This is a genomic window from Pseudomonas sp. MYb193 (assembly GCF_002966775.1).
Classification (GTDB): domain Bacteria; phylum Pseudomonadota; class Gammaproteobacteria; order Pseudomonadales; family Pseudomonadaceae; genus Aquipseudomonas; species Aquipseudomonas paracarnis.
In genome coordinates, this window is record NZ_CP023269.1 from 3,518,445 (window position 1) to 3,537,249 (window position 18,805).

Annotated in this window: 15 protein-coding genes; 6 read left to right on the forward strand and 9 right to left on the reverse strand. The window is 62.6% G+C overall.

The genetic code is table 11. From position 1 onward, the window contains the following. Window positions 1-107: 107 nt before the first annotated feature. The 4 genes from ycaC to CLM72_RS15950 form a co-directional block, all read right to left on the reverse strand. Window positions 108-725: an isochorismate family cysteine hydrolase YcaC gene (gene ycaC / locus CLM72_RS15935; protein WP_105227108.1), complete on the reverse strand. Its 618-nt coding sequence runs from the start codon at window positions 723-725 to the stop codon at window positions 108-110. Window positions 726-754: 29 nt separating this feature from the next. After that, window positions 755-2,593 carry an amidohydrolase gene (locus CLM72_RS15940; RefSeq protein WP_105227109.1) on the reverse strand — a complete coding sequence of 613 codons (1,839 nt, stop codon included), beginning with the start codon at window positions 2,591-2,593 and terminating at the stop codon, window positions 755-757. Continuing rightward, complete coding sequence (locus CLM72_RS15945) at window positions 2,590-3,180, reverse strand: antibiotic biosynthesis monooxygenase (protein ID WP_105227110.1); 591 nt, start codon at window positions 3,178-3,180, stop codon at window positions 2,590-2,592. Before CLM72_RS15945 ends, CLM72_RS15940 begins: the two co-directional genes overlap by 4 nt. 102 nt (window positions 3,181-3,282) lie before the next feature. Beyond that, window positions 3,283-4,191 carry a LysR family transcriptional regulator gene (locus CLM72_RS15950; RefSeq protein WP_003191909.1) on the reverse strand — a complete coding sequence of 303 codons (909 nt, stop codon included), beginning with the start codon at window positions 4,189-4,191 and terminating at the stop codon, window positions 3,283-3,285. Window positions 4,192-4,396: 205 nt separating this feature from the next. Between CLM72_RS15950 and CLM72_RS15955 the strand changes: the two genes are divergently transcribed. Both CLM72_RS15955 and CLM72_RS15960 read left to right on the forward strand, forming a co-directional pair. Beyond that, entirely contained in the window at window positions 4,397-4,795 is a 399-nt protein-coding gene (locus tag CLM72_RS15955; RefSeq protein WP_003191911.1) for a helix-turn-helix domain-containing protein, read from the forward strand. A 58-nt stretch (window positions 4,796-4,853) separates the two neighbouring features. Next, window positions 4,854-7,616 carry a winged helix-turn-helix domain-containing protein gene (locus CLM72_RS15960; protein WP_105227111.1) on the forward strand — a complete coding sequence of 921 codons (2,763 nt, stop codon included), beginning with the start codon at window positions 4,854-4,856 and terminating at the stop codon, window positions 7,614-7,616. On the opposite strand, the gene CLM72_RS15965 is transcribed toward CLM72_RS15960, so the two are convergent. Both CLM72_RS15965 and CLM72_RS15970 read right to left on the reverse strand, forming a co-directional pair. Next, complete coding sequence (locus tag CLM72_RS15965) at window positions 7,563-9,017, reverse strand: winged helix-turn-helix domain-containing protein (RefSeq protein ID WP_105227112.1); 1,455 nt, start codon at window positions 9,015-9,017, stop codon at window positions 7,563-7,565. The genes CLM72_RS15960 and CLM72_RS15965 overlap by 54 nt on opposite strands. A gap of 150 nt (window positions 9,018-9,167) precedes the next feature. Further along, window positions 9,168-10,118 carry a GlxA family transcriptional regulator gene (locus CLM72_RS15970; RefSeq protein ID WP_105227113.1) on the reverse strand — a complete coding sequence of 317 codons (951 nt, stop codon included), beginning with the start codon at window positions 10,116-10,118 and terminating at the stop codon, window positions 9,168-9,170. Window positions 10,119-10,299: 181 nt separating this feature from the next. Here CLM72_RS15970 and CLM72_RS15975 point away from each other — a divergent pair, with 181 nt between their 5' ends. Both CLM72_RS15975 and CLM72_RS29455 read left to right on the forward strand, forming a co-directional pair. Further along, on the forward strand, window positions 10,300-11,022 hold the full coding sequence (locus CLM72_RS15975; RefSeq protein WP_034127388.1) for a pirin family protein: 723 nt from the start codon (window positions 10,300-10,302) through the stop codon (window positions 11,020-11,022). Window positions 11,023-11,167: 145 nt separating this feature from the next. Next, on the forward strand, window positions 11,168-11,593 hold the full coding sequence (locus CLM72_RS29455) for a hypothetical protein (RefSeq protein ID WP_083263094.1): 426 nt from the start codon (window positions 11,168-11,170) through the stop codon (window positions 11,591-11,593). A gap of 108 nt (window positions 11,594-11,701) precedes the next feature. On the opposite strand, the gene CLM72_RS15985 is transcribed toward CLM72_RS29455, so the two are convergent. Then, window positions 11,702-12,172 (reverse strand): Lrp/AsnC family transcriptional regulator, encoded by a 471-nt coding sequence (locus tag CLM72_RS15985; RefSeq protein ID WP_014718112.1) that lies wholly within the window; start codon window positions 12,170-12,172, stop codon window positions 11,702-11,704. 123 nt (window positions 12,173-12,295) lie between these two features. On the opposite strand from CLM72_RS15985, the gene CLM72_RS15990 reads away from it, so the two are divergent. Next, window positions 12,296-13,540 (forward strand): methionine gamma-lyase, encoded by a 1,245-nt coding sequence (locus tag CLM72_RS15990; RefSeq protein WP_105227114.1) that lies wholly within the window; start codon window positions 12,296-12,298, stop codon window positions 13,538-13,540. Between the two features lie 230 nt (window positions 13,541-13,770). Continuing rightward, window positions 13,771-14,442, forward strand: coding sequence for a helix-turn-helix transcriptional regulator (locus CLM72_RS15995; protein WP_177430936.1), 672 nt, complete (start codon window positions 13,771-13,773; stop codon window positions 14,440-14,442). A gap of 565 nt (window positions 14,443-15,007) precedes the next feature. Here CLM72_RS15995 and CLM72_RS16005 read toward each other — a convergent pair. Then, window positions 15,008-16,966, reverse strand: a complete 1,959-nt coding sequence (locus CLM72_RS16005; RefSeq protein WP_105227116.1) for a MacB family efflux pump subunit — start codon at window positions 16,964-16,966, stop codon at window positions 15,008-15,010. Window positions 16,967-16,969: 3 nt separating this feature from the next. After that, the gene (macA, locus tag CLM72_RS16010) at window positions 16,970-18,121 is read right to left on the reverse strand and encodes a macrolide transporter subunit MacA (protein WP_105227117.1); all 1,152 of its coding nucleotides are present in this window, start codon (window positions 18,119-18,121) and stop codon (window positions 16,970-16,972) included. Window positions 18,122-18,805 lie beyond the last annotated feature (684 nt).

Below are 18,805 nucleotides of genomic sequence, written 5' to 3' on the forward strand. Positions count from 1 at the left end.
GGCTTGCCTGCGATGGCGGTGTATCAGCCAGCAATGCTGTTGACTGGTACACCGCCATCGCAGGCAAGCCAGCTCCCACAGGGCTTTGCGGTGTTTTACAGAGCAGGTTACTTGGCAGCGAACGCCGAGTAGCTGTTCATCAGGTTGCGGTAGTTGGGAATGCGCGGGGAAAGCAGGTTGGCCAGGCCTTCCATGTCGTTGCGCCAGTCCACTTGCAGCTCGCAGGCCACCGAGAACCAGTTGACCAGTTGCGCACCGGCGGCGGTCATACGCGCCCAGGCGGCTTGTTGCACGGTTTCGTTGAAGGTGCCGGAAGCGTCGGTGACCACGAAGACCTCAAAGCCTTCAGCAAGGGCACACAGGGTCGGGAATGCCACGCACACGTCGGTCACCACACCGGCAATGATGATCTGCTTGCGGCCGGTCGCCTTGACGGCCTTGACGAAATCTTCGTTGTCCCACGCGTTGATCTGGCCAGGGCGCGGGATGTACGGCGCGTCGGGGAACAGTTCTTTGAGCTCAGGCACCAGCGGGCCGTTGGGGCCGCTTTCAAAGCTGGTGGTCAGGATGGTGGGCAGGTTAAAGAACTTCGCCACGTCGGCCAGGGCCAGCACGTTGTTCTTGAACTCGTTAGGGGAGAAATCCTGCACCAGGGAGATCAGGCCGGTCTGGTGATCAACCAACAAAACAACAGCATCGTCTTTGTTCAAGCGCTTGTAAGTCATGGGTAACTCCTTTGGGGATAGGGTGTTCTTCAAAAGGCAAAGCAGGAGCAGCCGAACGCACCCCAGAACCCCTGGAAGTCGCTGACCGGCACGCTGGAAAGGCGCGCTTTTTCATGGCTGTGGGCATGCACGCCACAAGGGCCGCTGCAGTGGTGAACCTGGGCCTGCATCGGCGACGTCGGCCGCCAGTGCCCCGGCACCTTGACCACTGGCGACCAGTCGGGCAGCACCGGTACCCGTGGCGGGGCGAAATCTTCGAAGTCGCCAGCGCCGTACACGACCTTGCCGCCGACCACCGTCAGCACCGACTCGATCCATTTGATGGCTTCTTCCTCGACACTGAAAAAGTCCGCCGACAACGCGGCGACATCCGCCAGTTGGCCGACCTTGATCTGGCCTTTCTTGCCCTGCTCGGAGGAGAACCAGGCGCTGCCGTGGGTGAACAACTCCAACGCGGTAAGGCGCGGCAAGCCCTCGGCGTGCAGCTCCAGGCCGCCGACGGTGCGGCCGCTGACCATCCAGTACAGCGAGGTCCAAGGGTTGTAGCTCGACACGCGGGTGGCATCGGTGCCCGCCCCTACCGGCACGCCTTCGGCCAGCATGCGCTTGATCGGCGGTGTGGCTTCGGCGGCCTTGGCGCCGTAGCGCTCGACGAAGTATTCGCCCTGGAACGCCATGCGATCCTGGATCGCAATACCGCCACCGAGGGCACGCACGCGCTCGATGTTTTTCGGGGTGATGGTTTCGGCGTGGTCGAAGAACCACGGCAAGCCATTGAACGGAATGTCGCGGTTGACCTTCTCGAACACGTCGAGCATGCGCGAGATGGACTCGTCGTAAGTGGCATGCAGACGGAACGGCCAGCGCTGTTCCACCAGATGGCGCACCACCGGTTCCAGCTCCTGCTCCATGGTCAGCGGCAGGTCCGGGCGGGGTTCGAGGAAGTCTTCGAAATCCGCCGCCGAGAACACCAGCATCTCGCCGGCCCCGTTATGGCGCAGGTAGTCATCGCCCTGGTGCAGGGTGACGCTGCCGGTCCAGTTCTTGAAGTCGCTGAGCTCTTCCTTGGGCTTCTGGGTGAACAGGTTGTAGGCGATGCGCACCGTCAACTGTTGATCCTTGGCCAGTTGCTCGATCACCGCGTAGTCATCGGGGTAGTTCTGGAAGCCGCCGCCGGCATCGATCGCGCTGGTCAGGCCCAGGCGATTGAGTTCCCGCATGAACTGGCGGGTGGAGTTGACCTGGTATTCCAAAGGCAGTTTCGGGCCCTTGGCCAAGGTCGCATACAGGATCATCGCGTTAGGCCGCGCCACCAGCATGCCGGTAGGGTTGCCGTTGCTGTCGCGCACGATCTCACCGCCCGGCGGGTTCGGCGTGTCCTTGGTGTAGCCCGCCACCCGCAGGGCTGCGCGGTTGAGCAAGGCGCGGTCGTACAAGTGCAGCACGAACACCGGGGTGTCCGGGGCGGCCTGGTTGAGTTCTTCCAGGGTGGGCATGCGCTTTTCAGCGAACTGGAATTCGTTCCAGCCGCCCACCACGCGTACCCATTGCGGCGTGGGCGTGCGGTCGGCCTGGTCCTTGAGCATGCGCAAGGCGTCGGCAAGGGACGGCACGCCTTCCCAGCGCAGTTCAAGGTTGTAGTTCAACCCGCCACGAATCAGGTGCAAGTGCGAGTCGTTGAGGCCGGGAATTACGGTGCGGCCCTTGAGGTCGATGACCTGGGTGCCGCTGCCGCGCAGGGCCATGGCTTCGCCGTCGGTACCCACGGCGACAAAGCGCCCTTGGTGGATGGCTACGGCGGTGGCGCGTGGGTTTTCCCGGTCCACGGTGTGGAACTGGCCATTGAACAGAATCAGATCGGCGTTCATAGGGTTTCCTTTACAGAGGCTTCAAGCCAGGGAGCGAACAGGCGGGTGGCCGCCGGCATCAGCAGGTACACCACCAGCAACACGATGGTCAGCGTGACCAGGAAGGTGGAGACCACGTAATTGGACAGAAACGGGTGCAACCGCAGGATCGGCCCCCAGATAAACGGCAGCAGCAGGGTTTGCGGCAGGATCACAAACAGGCTGACCACCGCCTGCTTCCAGCGCGGCGGCTTGGCACCGCCCTCGGCCTGGGGCGTGAACCAGAATTCATTGACCGCGCCGATTTCCGTCTGGTCGCCGTCCGCCAGCATCGGCGCGGCTTCGTCGATCAGGGCCTGGCGTTGCGGGGAGCCGAGCCACAGCTCAAGGGCGCTGGTGGAGCGATAGCGCAGCACGCAAGTGAACAGCGCCATGCCGTTTTGCTGGCTGCGCACCACGTCAACACCAAGGTGCCCAGAGCGTTCGCCCGCGATGCGCACGATGCGGCGCAACCAGGCTTCGTACTCGACTTCAAAGCCGGGTTTGACCCGGTGCTTGACGACCAGGGTGACGACTTCGTCGGGGCTGGTGTTGGTGGTTGAATCCATGGCTGAGTGCTTCCCCGGGGTATTGAGCGATGGGGAGAGTCTGGCGGCTTGGCGGCTGGGGAGAATTGGATGTATGTGCTGTTTGGCTTGTTGCAGGCAAAACTATGTGGCCCGCGCCATATGCTCCGCAATCCTGCCCCTCAGCCACCGCTCCGCCGGGTCGTTGTCATGCACCCCGCTCCACACCATCGACAACTCCGCTGCATCAATCGCAAACGGTGGGTCCTCGGCGCGCAGGCGTGTGCCCTCGGTCAACGCGCACGCGGCGTAATCGGGCACGGTGGCGATAATCTGCGTCCCCGCCAGCAACGCCCGTAACCCGCTGAACTGCGGTACCGCCAGTACCACGCGGCGCGAGCGGCCGATGCGGGCCAGGTCCAGGTCGATATTGCCGCTCAGGTCACCGGAGAACGACACCATTGCATGGGGCCTGGCGCAGTAATCATCCAGGGTCAGCGGCGCCTCGCCGTCATCGCCGCGCAGGACCTTGCAGGGGATATCGCGCAGCTTCTTGCGCTTGGCATTGGCCGGCAGGTCGGTGGTGTAGCTGACCCCCACGGAAATTTCACCGCTGGCCAGCAGCGAAGGCATCAACAGGTAATTGGCGCGGCGCACCACTACGATGATGCCCGGCGCTTCTTCGCGCAGGCGGCTGAGTAACGACGGAAACAGCCCGAACTCCGCATCATCCGACAGGCCGATGCGAAACACCGCGCAGCTGGTGGAGGGGTCGAAATCCTTGGCACGGCTGACGGCGCCCGAGATGGTGTCCATGGCCGGTTGCAGCTCCTTGAGTATCGCCAGTGCCCGCGCCGTGGGTTCCATGGCACGGCCGTTGCGCAGCAGCAACGGGTCGTCGAACAAATCGCGCAAGCGGCCCAATGCAGCGCTCACTGCCGGTTGGCCGATAAACAGTTTTTCGGCGACTCGGGTGAGGTTTTTCTCGAACATCAAGGCTTCGAAAATCACCAGCAGGTTCATATCGACGCGGCGCAGATCGTTGCGGTTCATGGGCGCTATCCAAACGTTTTCCAGGAGGCCAGGGAAGCATGCACTGCACGCCTGGGATTGCATAGCTGTGCTGTCTTTTCCGGCACCGCACCTGGCGAAATTAACAACGATTAACTCGTCAGCCAGGCACTCCGGCAACAAGATGAAGCGCGTCTACACTGCACCCATCCACCGGGAACGTTCCCATCGACTGCGGATATTTGTCATGGCCCGACTCGAGCAATATGCCCCCCGGTTGCCCGCCACCGGTGGCCTGTGCCCCCGGCGTGAGCGCATCGCCAAGCAACTGATCCTCGCCAACCTCGGCGAAAGCCTGGCGATCGCCGACCTGGCCCAGGCCTGCGCCTTGTCGCGCAGCCATTTTTCCCGCGCCTTCAAGTGCACCACCGGGCTGTCGCCCCAGGAATGGATTCGCCAGCAACGCATCCAGCGCGCCAAGGAACTGATTACCGGCTCGTCCCTGAGCCTCACGCAGATCAGCCTGGAATGTGGCTTTTGCGACCAGGCGCACTTCTGCCATATGTTCACCCGCAGCGAAGGCGTCAACCCGATGACCTGGCGAAATCACCACTCGCGCAGCAAACCTGATGTGATCGCTGCCTAGTGGTCTGCACGTACCTGGAATATGCTGGCCGCTCCCTTCCTCCAAAACCTGGGCAGCCATGAATGACTTGAGCGACCAGGCCGTGCATTTCGGCCCCTACCGCATCCACCCGCGCCAGCGCCTGGTGCTGGAGGCCGGCCGCCCGCTACGTCTGGGGCGGCGGGCGGTGGACATTCTGCTGATCCTGCTGGAGCACGCCGGCAATGTGGTGAGCAAACAGGAGTTGATCGCACGGGTCTGGCCCAAAAGCGTGGTGGAAGACGGCAACCTACGGGTTCACATGGCTGCGTTGCGCAAGGCGCTGGGCGACGGCCAGGCCGGGCAGCGCTATATCGTCACGGTCGCCCAGCGCGGCTACAGTTTTGTTGCGCCACTGAGCATCGAACCCATGACGCTGCCCACCGACGGTGCGCCCCAACGCCCCAGCCATAACCTGCCCCTGCGGCGCACGCGCATGATCGGCCGCCAAGCGCTGATCGACGCCCTGGTACAACAACTGCCGCAGCAACGCTTTATCACCCTGACCGGCGCCGGTGGCATCGGCAAGACCACCGTCGCCCTGCGCGTCGCGGAATTGCTGATCGGGCATTACCGCGACGGTATTCACCTGCTGGACCTGGCGCCGCTCAGTGCCGCGTCCATGATCCTGCCCAACCTGGCCGCCCTGCTCGGCCTGACACCGGGCGAGAATGCCTCCCTGGCCAGCCTCGCCCGCAGTCTGCAGGCACGCCAGATGCTGCTGGTGATCGACAACTGCGAGCACCTGCTCGACGACATCGCCCTGATCAGTGAAACCCTGCTGCGCCATGCACCGCACCTGCACATCCTCACCACCAGCCGCGAAGCCCTGCGCGCCGAAGGTGAATATGTGCAGCGCCTTGAACCGCTGGCCTGCCCGCCCGCCACCGGCAACCGCGCCCAGGCCCTGGGTTACCCGGCCATGCAATTGCTGATCGAGCGCGCCATGTCCCACCAGGAGAGCTTTGCCCTCAGCGACGCTGAACTGCCCCTGGCGATTGATATCTGCCAGCGCCTGGACGGCATTCCCCTGGCGATCGAACTGGTGGCCGCGCAAATTGAACGGTTTGGCTTGCCGGGCCTGCTGGTGCAGATGGAAGACAACTTTCGCCTGCTGACCCGCGGCCGACGCAGCGCCCTGCCCCGCCAGCAGACCCTGCGCGCCACGCTCGACTGGAGCTTTGACCTGCTCACCGACTGCGAACAAATCTGCCTGCGCCGCCTGGCGGTCTTCCGTGGCGGCTTCAGCCTGGTCAGCGCAGCGGCGGTGATCGCCGGGGAGCAAGTGGCTCCCGCCGAAGTGCTGGGCTCCATTACGCAACTGGTGGCCAAGTCGTTGTTGAACGTGGAAGCAAGCGATGACGAGATGGTCTATCGCCTGCTGGACATCACCCGCACCTACGCCCTGGAAAAGCTCAGCCAGGCCTGCGAACTGCATGCCACGCGAGAGCGCCACGCTGCACGCTGCCTGGCGCTGATGGAACAGGCCCAGGGCGACTGGGACCTGATCGCCACACAGCCGTGGATCGACCGTTACGCACCGCTGCGCGAAGACGTGCGTGCCGCCCTCGACTGGGGCTTTGCCGATGGCGGTGCGCAGTTGCTGGCTATCCGCCTGACGGTCAGCGCGATGCCACTGTGGCAAGAGTTGTCGTTGCTGCGAGAGCACGGCGGCTATGTGGACCAGGCGCTGGCGCTGATCGGCCAGGTCACCGCGCCCTGCACGCAATTGACCCTGCAACTGCAATTGGCCTTGGGCAGCCTCTCCTACCACGCCATGGGCGCCGCACCTCGGACCATTGCGGCATTCGAGGGTGCCGCACGCCTGGCCGAGACAACCCAGGACCTTGGCGGCCAGTTGCGGGCGGTCTCCGGGCTGATGGCGGTGAACCTGTGCGCCGGGCGCTACGGCCCAGCGCAGGCGCTGAGTGTACAGTTCGAACGCCTCGACCCACGCACCGAGCCGTTGCTGGACCTTAGCGCGCAGCGGTTGCGTGCGCTGGGTCAGCATTACACCGGCAACCAGACGCTCGCCCGGCACCACGCCGAGCAGGTGCTGCAGCGCATGTCCCAAAGCGGTCACGTGAACCGCTTTGCCCTCGGCGTTGGCGTGCAGTACGATCAGGGCGTCGCCTCCTTGACCGTGCTGGCGCGAATCCTGTGGTTGCAGGGCTTTCCCGAGCGCGCCTGGCGCACCGCCAGTCAGGCGCTGGAGTTGGCGCTACAGATCAACCACGGCACCTCGATCTGCTACACCCTGGCCCTGGCTGGGGTGGTGATCGCCCGCTACAACGGCGCCGAAGACGACGCCCAAGCCCTGCAAAGGCTGCTGCTGGAGCAGTCGCACAAGCATTCGGTGCAGTTGTTCCAGACCTGGGCCGGGCATTACGCCGGTATTCTTGGCCATCCGGATTGGCAGGGCCTGGGCCTGATCCAAGACACCTTGATCACCTTCGGCACCCATGCCGTGGATGTGCCAACCCTGGAACGCGCGCGCAGTGGCGCGGCGGGCTGGTGCGCCCCGGAGATTCTGCGGGTGTACGCCTTGCAGCTAGAGGATGAGCACACCACTGAAACCCTGCTGCTGGAGGCGCTGGGCCTGGCGCACCAGCAAGGCGCCCTGGCCTGGGAGCTGCGCTGCGGCGCAGCCCTGGCGCAACTGTGGCAACAGCAGGGGCGCATTCAGCTCGCCAGGGACTTGCTCGGTTCAATCCATGCACGTTTCAGCGAGGGCTTCGCCACTCAGGATCTACTGCACGTGCGCTGCCTGCTCGACGAGTTGCAGGACAAACGGCCGGCCTGAGAACGCGCCCAGGCAAGGCGCGTAGCCTTGCTGCAAACGCGCGACCTGGCGCGGGTCGCGCAGTTGCCCCAAGGCGTAGCTGCGCACACAGTTGAGCAACCGATAGCGCGCCTGGCCCAGGCCGGGCTCGACGCTCAGCAGCGAGACGTTGACCAGGCGTGCCAGCAGGTAAGAAAGATCGGCATGTTCGAGCTCGGTACCGGTCACCAGGTCACTCAGGGTGGGTAAGGTGACTGCCATCTTGAACAGACTCAATTGCAGAAACAGCCAGCACTCCGGCAGGCTCAAGCGCTCGTAGCTCCAATCCAGGGCCGCGGTCAGTGAGCGATGGCGCTCCACTGCCGTGCGGCGCCCACGGGCCAGCACTTGCAAGCCTGTGCGTACTTGCATCTGCACACCGCCGATGCCCAACGCATCCACCTGGGCGGCCGCCAATTCCAGGGCCAACGGCAGGCCGTCCAGACGCCGACACAGGTCGCCCAGCGGCGCCAGGTCCTGAGGCCGCAAATCAAACCCCTGCTGATTGGCACGCGCGCGCGCCACGAACAGTTGCACCGCAGGACAGGCCATCGCCTGCTCGACATTGGCCAACGCCTTTGGCGACGGCACTTCCAGCCGAGGCACGCGCACTGCCCACTCGCCAGGGGCCAGCAAGGCTTCGCGGCTGGTGATCAGCACGCTGATGCCCGGCGCCGTCTCGCGTAGCGCACGCATCAGTTGTCGACACGCGCCCAGCAGCAGGTCAGCGCCGTCGAGTACCAGCAACACGTGGCGCGAGGCCAGGCGCCGGCCAAGTTCGTTGAGGCTCGCGGGCGTCGAATGCAACTGCAACACCCTGGCCAGGCTACCGAGCAGTTCGCTCGGGGTTTGCACAACGGCCATGTCGACCCACCATACGCCGTCGCGATAACGCGGCAATACCCGCTCGGCCAGGGCCAGGGCCAGCGTGCTCTTGCCAATGCCGGCCACGCCGGTGAGGGTCAATAAGCGCTGCACAGGCAACCGTCGCGCCAGCACGCCCACCAGTTCATCACGCCCCCACACCGGGCTGAGCCGTGCAGCCAGGTTGTGCTGAGGCAGCAGCGTCGGCAGCGCGTCCTGCGCAGGCGCAGCGAAGCAGTAACCGCGCTGGGGGTGATTGAGGATCCAGCGTTGGCCGTCCAGGGCACGACGCAGCGCGGCGATATGCACACGCAGGTTGCTGTCTTCAACGACGCTGTTGGGCCACACCCGTTCGATCAGGGTCGCCTTGCTGACGAAGTGCCCGGGCGCTTCGAGCAGTACCGCGAGAATATCCAAGGCTCGCCCGCCCAGTGGCACCGGCCAGCCCGCCTTGCTGACCAGGCGCTGCTGCCGATGAAAGATGTAGGGGCCAAAGCTCACCGCCGTAGCATTTTGCATGTCCGTCACAGCGCTGAAACACCCGTGCTTGAGTGCCTGCGCATCCTTTTTCCATGGGCTCGACGCTATCTTGCCAGTTGGCGATGACAGGACAATGCTGGCACGGGGAGCGATACGGACAATCGGGTGCCTGAGACGGACATGGTGTCGCTAACTGAACTGTTGTCGGTATTGGGTCGGGTTCAGCCCGAGCTTTTCGCTGAACAGAAAGCGCATATGCCGCACGCTGCCAAAGCCTGCGTGGAAGGCCACGGTCTTGAGCGGCAGGTCGGTGGTTTCCAGCAGGTGCCGGGCCCGGTCGATGCGCGCGCCCTGCAGGAACGCCATGGGCGTCATCTGCACCTCCTTGGCGAACAGCCTCGCGAAGTGGCGTGCGCTCATTCCGGCCAACTCAGCCATGGACTCGATGGTAAAGGGTTGATCCAGATGCGCCAGGATGTGGTTCTGCACGCGGGTGATCGGAGTTTCCTGAGGCGCCACCGCCGCGGTCATCGGGCTGAACTGGGCCTGGCCGCCCTGGCGTTTCATCACCACCAGCAGCACCTTGGCCACGTCCACCGCCACCTGCTTGCCGTGGTCCTGGGCAACGACCGACAGGGCCAGGTCGATACCCGCAGTGACGCCGCCAGAGGTGATCAGGCGCCCGTCCTGCAAATAGATGCGATCGGTCTCGACGATGGCGTTGGGAAACGCCTTGATCAACCGCTCGGTGTAGTGCCAATGGGTGGTCACGCGGTGCCCGTCGAGCAAACCTGCGTGGCCGAGCACAAAAGCGCCGGTGCAGATCGAGCCAAAACGCCGAGCCCGTGACGCCGCGGCTTTGAGCCAGGGCAACAACGCGGGGTGGCATTCGTTATAGGCGCCGGGGCCGCCAGGCACCAACAGCAGGTCATAAGCCGCCTGGGCCTGGTTCAACAGCAGGTCGGTCTGCACGCTCACGCCATTGGAGGCCTGCAACGGGCCGGGCTCAGTGCCGATGGTCAGGATCTGGTAGTGGTCGGCCGCTGGCAGGTAGCGGTTGGCAATCGAAAACACTTCCAGCGGCCCGGCCATATCGAGCAGCAGGAAGTCCGGGAACAGCGCCATGGCCACGGTTTTCATAAGCGGGAAATGTCCATCGAGAAGGAGTGCGACGGGCATTATGGCACGACTTTAACTGTCAACTTGAAAGAGACAGTTATTCTATTTTCATCTTCTTAATCAATCATTCGTTAACCATTAACCTTCTTCTCAACGCAAGCGCTCTGCATCTCGCAGCCCGCGCTCACTTGAGGACTGGACCATGCTGACCCTTCGCAAAGCTTCCGAACGCGGCGCCGCCAATCACGGTTGGTTGAAGTCGTTCCACACCTTCTCTTTCGCCAACTACTGGAACCCCAAGGAACAGGGTTTTTCCGATTTGCTGGTGATCAACGATGACCGCGTCGCCGCAGGCAAAGGTTTCGGCCAGCACCCGCACCGCGACATGGAGATCTTCTCCTACGTGCTCGAAGGCGCGCTGGAACACAAGGACACCCTGGGCACCGGCTCGGTGATCCGCCCCGGCGATGTGCAACTGATGAGCGCGGGCAGCGGCGTAGCCCACAGTGAGTTCAACCACAGCCAGCGTCATGGCGTGCACTTCCTGCAAATCTGGATCGTGCCCAACGAAGCCGGCGCCAAGCCGCGCTATCAGCAGGAGCACTTCACAGAAGCGCAAAAACGCGGGCGTTTGCAGTTGATCATCTCGCCGGAGGGCGCCAACGGTTCGCTGAAAGTGCGCCAGGACGCACGGGTGTATGCCGGGCTGTTCGACGCTGACGAAAGTGCCCGCCTGGAGCTGGCACCGGATCGCTACGCCTACATCCATGTGGCGCGCGGCAGCGTTGAACTCAACGGCCAGCGCTTGCAGGAAGGCGACGGTGTACGCGTACGGGACGAACGCCAGATCCGCCTGAGCCACGGCGAAGACGCTGAAGTACTGGTGTTTGACCTGCGCCCCAACGAACTGCCGCAAATGCCATGACGGCCGCAGTGTTGGTCCCGCCAGCGGGACCATCGTTGGCATCGATAGTCACCATCAGCGCAATGAAGTTCTCTAAAAAAATGCAACGCGTAACATCAAACCCATGCCAAACGGCACCCAACTAAAACACTCGGAGCACATCATCATGAAACGCCAACTCTTGCTTAGCCTCGCTTTCTCGGTACTCGCTGCAAACGCTTTTGCCCACCCGGTTGTCGCTGAAGGCGGCGCGGATCGCCTGATAGAAACCCGTGTTGCCGAAGGTGGCGCGGATCGTCTGCAAGAACGTGGTTTGGCTGAAGGCGGTGCTGATCGCTTGCAGGAACGTGGTCTGGCTGAAGGCGGTGCCGATCGTCTGCAGGAACGTGGCCTGGCTGAAGGTGGTGCCGATCGTCTGCAGGAACGTGGCCTGGCTGAAGGTGGTGCCGATCGCCTGCAGGAACGTGGCCTGGCTGAAGGCGGTGCTGATCGCTTGCAGGAACGTGGCCTGGCTGAAGGTGGTGCCGATCGTCTGCAGGAACGTGGCCTGGCTGAAGGTGGTGCCGAGCGTCTGCTGAGCACCCACGTATAACCCCGCACCGTTGGCGGGACACCCCAAACCGGCCTGATCAGCCGGTTTTTTTCGTCTTCGATTTGCCTGGGTATCCACACGATGTCGACTGAAGCGCTAAACCGTGCCTCAACCCGGCAACGGGATTACCCGCAGCGGCCGTACCGACTTGTAGGAAAAACTCGAATAGATCTCCTTGACGCAAGGCAAGGTCTGCAAGACCTCTCGGGCAAACTCACCGAACGATTCCAGGTCCTTGGCCACTACTTCCAGCAAAAAATCATAGCGCCCAGAGACGTTATGGCACGCCACAATTTCTGGGATGGCCAACAGACGTTGCTCGAACGCCCGGGCAATTTCCTGGGTGTGGCTTTCCATCATGATGCTGACGAACGCGGTCACCCCGTAGCCCAGTGCCTTGGGCGAGAGAATCGCCTGGTAGCCACTGATCACCCCACTTTCTTCCAAAGTGCGCACCCGACGCCAGCACGGTGAAGTGGTGAGCGCCACCCGCTCGGCCAACTCGGCCACGGTCAGGCGGGCATTGCCCTGCAACGCGTTCAAAAGGGCTTTATCGGTGCGGTCCAGCTTGATGGGCATAACGTGCCTCTAATCCTTATTTTTATCGGTGTTTGATCCACAAACGCGGGTTTTTCCAGGCTTTTTTGCAAGGTTCATCTGTGATTATGAGCATAGCATTGTAGGAAATAAGGAGCGCCCGACATGCACAATAAACACACCACATTCGGCTTTTCCACCCGTGCCATACACCACGGCTATGACCCCCAGGACCACCACGGCGCACTTGTCCCGCCGATCTATCTGTCTGCGACCTTCGCCTTTCCCACCGTCGAATACGGCGCCGCCTGCTTTGCCGGCGAAGCCAGCGGCCACTTCTATACGCGCATTTCCAACCCGACCCTGGCCCTGCTGGAGTCGCGCATGGCCAGCCTGGAGAACGGCGAGGCCGCCGTAGCGTTCAGCTCCGGCATGGGCGCGATTGCCGCGACGTTCTGGACCCTGTTGCGCCCGGGCGACGAGATCATCGTCAGCCAGACGCTCTATGGTTGTACGTTCGCCCTGCTGCACCACGGCCTGAGCGAATTCGGCATCAAGGTGCGGCATGTCGACCTGACCGACCTCACCGCCCTGCAAGCAGCGTTCTCCCCGGCCACCCGCATGCTCTACTGCGAGACCCCGGCCAACCCCAACCTGCGCCTGATCGACATCGCCGCCGTGGCCGAACTGGCCCATCAGCAGCCAAATGTCACCGTCGTGGTCGATAACACCTATTGCACTCCCTACCTGCAACGCCCCCTGGAACTGGGTGCCGATGTGGTGGTGCACTCGGCCACCAAATACCTCAGTGGCCACGGCGACATCACCGCAGGCATCGCGGTGAGCAACCAGGCCCTGGCGCAGCGCATTCGCCTGCAAGGGCTCAAGGACCTGACCGGCGCGGTGATGTCGCCCCAGGACGCCGCATTGCTGATGCGCGGCCTCAAGACCCTGGGCCTGCGCATGGACCGCCATTGCAGCAACGCCCAAGCGGTGGCCGAGGCGCTGCAGGCGCACCCTGCGGTGCAGTGTGTAACCTACCCCGGTCTGCGCTCTTTCCCACAATACGAACTGGCATGCCGGCAAATGAAACTGCCCGGCGGCATGATCGCCTTTGAACTCAAGGGCGGCATCGAAACCGGTCAGCGCTTCATGAACGCACTGCAACTGTTCACCCGCGCAGTCAGCCTGGGGGATGCCGAATCACTGGCCCAACACCCGGCGAGCATGACCCACTCCACCTACACGCCCGAACAACGGGCGCAGCACGGTATCAGCGAGGGCCTGGTGCGTTTGTCGGTGGGGCTTGAAGACGTTGCCGACCTGCTGGCCGATATCCAACAGGCCCTGGCCATGTGCAGCGCTGCCAACCTGCGGCCCATTGCGACAGCGACGTATGCGATGAAATAGCGTCCAACCCCATGGGTCATGCGGTGCCTGGGCGGCGGTCGGAAGGATCCGACTGCCGCTCTGCCTGTTTAATGTTCTTTTTTCGCAGATTGGATCCCCCTCCTTTAGCCAGCCTGTACTAGCATGTCAGCGGCGGGACGCACTATCACTGCAGGTTATTCACATTAGTTACCTTCTTAACCCCCGTCGCTATAAGGCCCAATACCTGCACGAAACTCATGGACGAATTGATGAACTCACACCTGTTCCCACAGATAGGCAAGGTCATCGCCAGCACCGGCAGCCGCCATTTCCCACGCATGCTGCATGACCTGATCCTCACCCAATTGGCAGTGGACGCTACCCATATCACCCAATTGCAAGTCAGCCGCGAAGGCCTTGGCCGCCGCAAGATCAGCCCGGTATACACCGATTCGGTGGCGGCCCTGGGCAGCGAGCAACTGGCCGCACAACTGCACCTCACGCGCCGCAAGGACGATGTGCGCTATGTACTGTCGGTGTATCGCTCGCACCCGTCCGACAGCTTTTCCGCGCAAGAACGCAGCATGCTCCAGGACTTCTCCACGCTGTTGCTGCCCATGGTGGAAAAACACATCACCGCGCTGCAGCCATCGCTCCCGGACAGCCCGTGCGCAGTGCCTCAACCCCAGGGCATCGACACCTTGCGCCGACGCATCCAGGAGCGCCTGCTGCAATCGGGGCTGACCTTGTCCAACCGTGAACTGGAAGTGTGCGTAGGCCTGCTGGCCGGGCGCACCGCGCCGGAGTTGGCCGAGCAACTGGCGTTGAAGGTCAACACCATCGAGAGCTACCTCAAGCGTGCGGCGATCAAGTTGGGGATCAGCGGGCGGCATTCGTTGTTGCGGTGGATGTACTCGACCGAGTCTGACACGGCCCTATAACCCAAGCCTAAATCCCATGTGGGAGCTTGCCTGCGATAGCCATAGGTATCTACATAACTCTGTTAGCTCAACGGTAACCACGATGCGACGCGAGCCGCTCTTGATCTTGATCTGCTTTTGATCTTAGGCGCCCCGTTAAACCACGCTGGCGGATTACGGGCACACCGAGCCTAAGCGAGGTGCCGAGTGGTGGGGCAAGAGCGTTTTGCTTACTTTTGTCTGGGCCGGCATTCCGGCTTTTCAAAAGTGAGCCGCTGTAAAAGCGGAACCCTAAGTGGCCGTTACCGCAGGAATGGATATGTACACGGTCCAACTGGGTTGACTGTCAGGCCGTCTTCGCAGGCAAGCCAGCTCCCACATTGGATCGCGGGGCATCAGTTATATCTGTGTCGGCTGCCAGGCCGTCACGGGAGCAAGCTCCCTCGCCACAGATTTAGCGTCGTGCCGAAGTTGTGTAGATACCTATGCTGCGATAGCGGTGGGTCAGCAACTCTGGGGAGGCTGTCACGCCGCTATCGCAGGCAAGCCAGCTCCCACAGGTTTGAGCGCCGTTGGGTGGTCCGGATCAGTCCCGGGCCAGTGCCTCTATCGGGTCCAACCGCGCCGCATTCCGCGCCGGTACAAAACCAAACACAATGCCGATCAACGTCGAACAGGCAAACGCGGTAATGATCGAGCCCACCGAAAACACCATCTCCCACTCCTTCACAAACAGCGAAAACAGGTAGCCGATGGCGTAGGACAACGAGATCCCGATGACCCCGCCGATCAGGCACACCATCACCGCCTCCACCAGAAACTGCTGGCGAATATCCGATTGCCGCGCCCCCACCGCCATGCGAATCCCGATTTCACGGGTGCGCTCGGTGACCGACACCAGCATGATATTCATCACACCAATACCGCCCACCAGCAAAGAAATCACCGCAATCAACGACAGCAACAGCGCGAGGGAGCGGCTGGTTTTCTGCACCGTCTGCATGATGCTGTCGAGGTTGTTGGTGAAGAAATCCTTGGTGCCGTGGCGTTGCAGCATGAGCTTATTGACGTTGTCTTCCACCACCTTGCTCGGCTGGCCGTCCTTGATGCGCACGGTGATGCTGTCCAGATGACGCTGGCCCAGCAGACGGCCCGCCGCGGTTTCGTATGGCACCCACACGTTCAGGGCCTTGCTGGCGGCGAACATGTTTTTATTGTCCGCCGTCACCCCGATCACCGTGCACGGCAGGTTGCCTATCAGGATCACCTGGCCCAGCGGGTCGATGTTGGGCCCGAACAGGCGCTGGCGAGTATTGTGGTCGATCACCACCACCTGGGCCTGGCGCCGCGCATCGCTTTCGCTGAAGGCAATGCCGGCTTCAAGCTTGAGGCCCTTGACCTTGAAGTAGCGGTCACTGACACCATTGACCTGTGCATCCACGTCGATGTTGCCAAAGCGCAGCATCAGGTTGCGGCCCACCACCGGCGTGGCGCTGTCGACGTAATACAGCTGGTTCAGCGCGTCCACATCCGAGGGCATCAGCGTCTGGATCGCCGAGGCTCGACTGTCGCCAAAGCTGGTGCCGGAAAAGATATCGATGGTGTTGCTGCCGATCGCCTGGATGTCCTTGAGCACATAGCGCTTGGCGCCTTCGCCGATGGCCGAAATCGACACCACCGAGGTGATGCCGATGACAATCCCGAGCATGGTCAGCAAGGTGCGCATGCGGTGGGAGATCAGCGCCACCCACGCCATGTTGAACGCTTCCTTGAACAGCCCCAGGCTCGCCACCAGGCGCCGCGCCCCGCTGCGTCGGGGCTCGACCGGCGCCTCGACGGGCAATTCCAGGCCAACGCTGTCGTTGGCCTTGTCGCTGATGATCTCGCCATCACACACCTCGACAATGCGCTGGGCGTTCGCCGCGACTTTGGGGTCGTGGGTGACGATAATCACCGTGTGCCCCGCCGCGTGCAGTTCGGCGAGGATGCGCATCACCTCCTTGCCGCTGTGGGTGTCGAGGGCGCCGGTGGGTTCGTCGGCCAGGATCACTTCACCACCATTCATCAAGGCCCGCGCAATACTCACCCGCTGCTGTTGCCCGCCAGACAGTTGGCTGGGCCGATGGCTGGTGTGGCCCGACAGGCCCAGGCGTGCCAGCAATTCCCCGGCGCGGCTATGGCGCTGGCTTTGCGGGGTGCCGGCGTAGATCGCCGGCATCTCCACGTTGTGCAAAGCGCTCAGGTGCGCGAGCAAATGGTAACGCTGGAAGATAAACCCGAAGTAATCGCGCCGCAGCTCTGCCAGTTGCTCATCGCCTAGGGAGCGGGTTTCGATGCCATTGATCTTGTAGCTGCCGGCGGTAGCGTAATCCAGGCCACCGAGGATGTTCATCAGGGTCGATTTACCCGAACCGGAGGCGCCGATAATCGCCAGCATTTCCCCGGCATGGATGGTCAGGTCGATGCCCTTGAGCGCGATGAATTCACGCTCGCCGGCCATGAAGCTGCGGGTGATGCCCTTGAGTTCCAACAGAGGCTGGGTCATGACTCAACTCCCCGCCACGGCAGGTGTAGCATCGCCGATCACCACGGTGTCGCCCTCGGCCAGGCCGTCAAGGATCTGCACCTTGACGTTGTTATTGATACCGGTCTTCACCGTGCGGGCGACCGCCTTGCCCTTGGCATCCAGCACCCGCACTTCGTAGCGGCCATCGGCATTGCGCACGCCCAGAGCCGCCACGGGCACCATCAGCGCGGCCTGGGCGGTGTCGAGCACGATGCGCACCTGGGCGGTCATGGCGATGCGCAGGCGGTGCTCTGGGTTGGGCACGTCGAACAACGCGTTGTAAAACACCGCGGTGTTTTGCTTCGGTGTACCGGCGGTCTGGGTTTCCAGGAAGTTCTGCGGCGCCGGCTCGGTGCCGCGCAGCTTGGCGTAATAGCGCTTGTCCGCCTCGCCGAGAATGGTGAAGTACACCTGCTGGCCGGGGCTGATATGAATCACATCCGCTTCCGACACTTGGGCCTTGACGGTCATGGTGTCCAGGTCTGCCAGCTTGAGCAGCACGGGCGCCAACTGGCTGGCGATCACGGTCTGGCCTTCCTGGGTGACGATGCCCACCACGTCGCCGTCGATGGGCGCGTTGATGCGGGTGTAGGCCAGGTTGACCTTGGCGGTGTCGATCTGGATGTGCGCGCTTTTGATCTGCGCGTCCAGGGACAGCAGGTTGGCCTGCTGCACCTGGTAGGTCGATTCGGCGTCTTCGAAATCCTGGCGTGACACCGACTCATCGGCCTGCAAGCCTTTGTAGCGCTCATATACGGACCTGGCCTGCTTGAGCTGCGCGGCCGTCGCCCGGCGTTGGGCCTGGAGGTTTTCTTCATCGACCTGGGCTTTGCGCAGGGTGTTCTGCAGGATCAAGGGGTCGATTTCGGCCAGCCATTGGCCCTTCTTTACCTTGTCGCCAACTTTGACTTTCAGCGACTTGAGCTGGCCAGAGACCTGGGCACCGACGTCGACTTGTTTGACGCCTTCGAGCAGACCGGTGGCCAATACCGCGTTTTCGATATCGCCGCGTTCGGCGGTCGCGGTGAGGTATTGGGGGGCGTCGGCGGGGGCGTTTACGGTGTAGATGGCCAGGCCGATTGCGACGGCCACTGAAGCCAGAATGCCGATTTTGCGGAGTTTAGACGTTTGCATGGTTGGCTTCTTGATTGAGTACAAATATGGTTGCGCGCTGACGCTGGCCTGGGTAAAGACCTGACAGCCGACCCCTGTCTACCTGACGCTCCCCGGTCCAAATGTGGGAGCTGGCTTGCCTGCGATGGCGGCCTTCTGGTCGACCATTTAGTTGGGTTGGAATGAGTACATATCCATTGCTGCGGTAACGGCCACTTAGGGTTCCGCTCTGACAGCGGCTCACTTTTGAAAAGCGCAAAAGTAAGCAAAACGCTCTTGCCCCACCACTCGGCACCTCGCCTAGGCTCGGTGTGCCCGTAATCCGCCAGTGATTTGGGGGGCCGCCGCCACGCGCCATCCATGGCGCGGGGCGGCTAAACCGGCATCCCTGCCGGTTTACCCCCCAAATCCCTGTCGAATTCCGGCCAGCGTGGTTTAACGGGGCGCCTGAGATCAAGATCACAAGCAGATCAAGATCAAGAGCGGCTCGCTTCGCATCGTGGTTACCGGGGGCATGCCTGCCCCCACATATCTCACCGAGTTCACCTTCAAAAACCGGTCGGCTATAAGGCCGCCGCGCTCTGCTTTTGATCTGAAATCGCCCCGTTAAACCACGCTGGCCGAACGCAGGTTTTGCAGCGTGGGTAACCCGGCAGGACGCCGGGTTAGCCGCACTGGGCCAGGGATGGCCCATTGCGGCGGCCC

Coding starts and splice junctions, on each gene's coding strand:
- CLM72_RS29455 (WP_083263094.1), top strand. CDS start 11,168: ATGAAACGCCAACTCTTGCTTAGCCTCGCTTTCTCGGTACTCGCTGCA.
- CLM72_RS15965 (WP_105227112.1), bottom strand. CDS start 9,017: ATGCAAAATGCTACGGCGGTGAGCTTTGGCCCCTACATCTTTCATCGG.
- CLM72_RS16005 (WP_105227116.1), bottom strand. CDS start 16,966: ATGACCCAGCCTCTGTTGGAACTCAAGGGCATCACCCGCAGCTTCATG.
- CLM72_RS15970 (WP_105227113.1), bottom strand. CDS start 10,118: ATGAAAACCGTGGCCATGGCGCTGTTCCCGGACTTCCTGCTGCTCGAT.
- CLM72_RS15940 (WP_105227109.1), bottom strand. CDS start 2,593: ATGAACGCCGATCTGATTCTGTTCAATGGCCAGTTCCACACCGTGGAC.
- CLM72_RS15960 (WP_105227111.1), top strand. CDS start 4,854: ATGAATGACTTGAGCGACCAGGCCGTGCATTTCGGCCCCTACCGCATC.
- macA (WP_105227117.1), bottom strand. CDS start 18,121: ATGCAAACGTCTAAACTCCGCAAAATCGGCATTCTGGCTTCAGTGGCC.
- CLM72_RS15985 (WP_014718112.1), bottom strand. CDS start 12,172: ATGCCCATCAAGCTGGACCGCACCGATAAAGCCCTTTTGAACGCGTTG.
- CLM72_RS15995 (WP_177430936.1), top strand. CDS start 13,771: ATGAACTCACACCTGTTCCCACAGATAGGCAAGGTCATCGCCAGCACC.
- CLM72_RS15990 (WP_105227114.1), top strand. CDS start 12,296: ATGCACAATAAACACACCACATTCGGCTTTTCCACCCGTGCCATACAC.
- CLM72_RS15975 (WP_034127388.1), top strand. CDS start 10,300: ATGCTGACCCTTCGCAAAGCTTCCGAACGCGGCGCCGCCAATCACGGT.
- CLM72_RS15955 (WP_003191911.1), top strand. CDS start 4,397: ATGGCCCGACTCGAGCAATATGCCCCCCGGTTGCCCGCCACCGGTGGC.
- CLM72_RS15950 (WP_003191909.1), bottom strand. CDS start 4,191: ATGAACCGCAACGATCTGCGCCGCGTCGATATGAACCTGCTGGTGATT.
- CLM72_RS15945 (WP_105227110.1), bottom strand. CDS start 3,180: ATGGATTCAACCACCAACACCAGCCCCGACGAAGTCGTCACCCTGGTC.
- ycaC (WP_105227108.1), bottom strand. CDS start 725: ATGACTTACAAGCGCTTGAACAAAGACGATGCTGTTGTTTTGTTGGTT.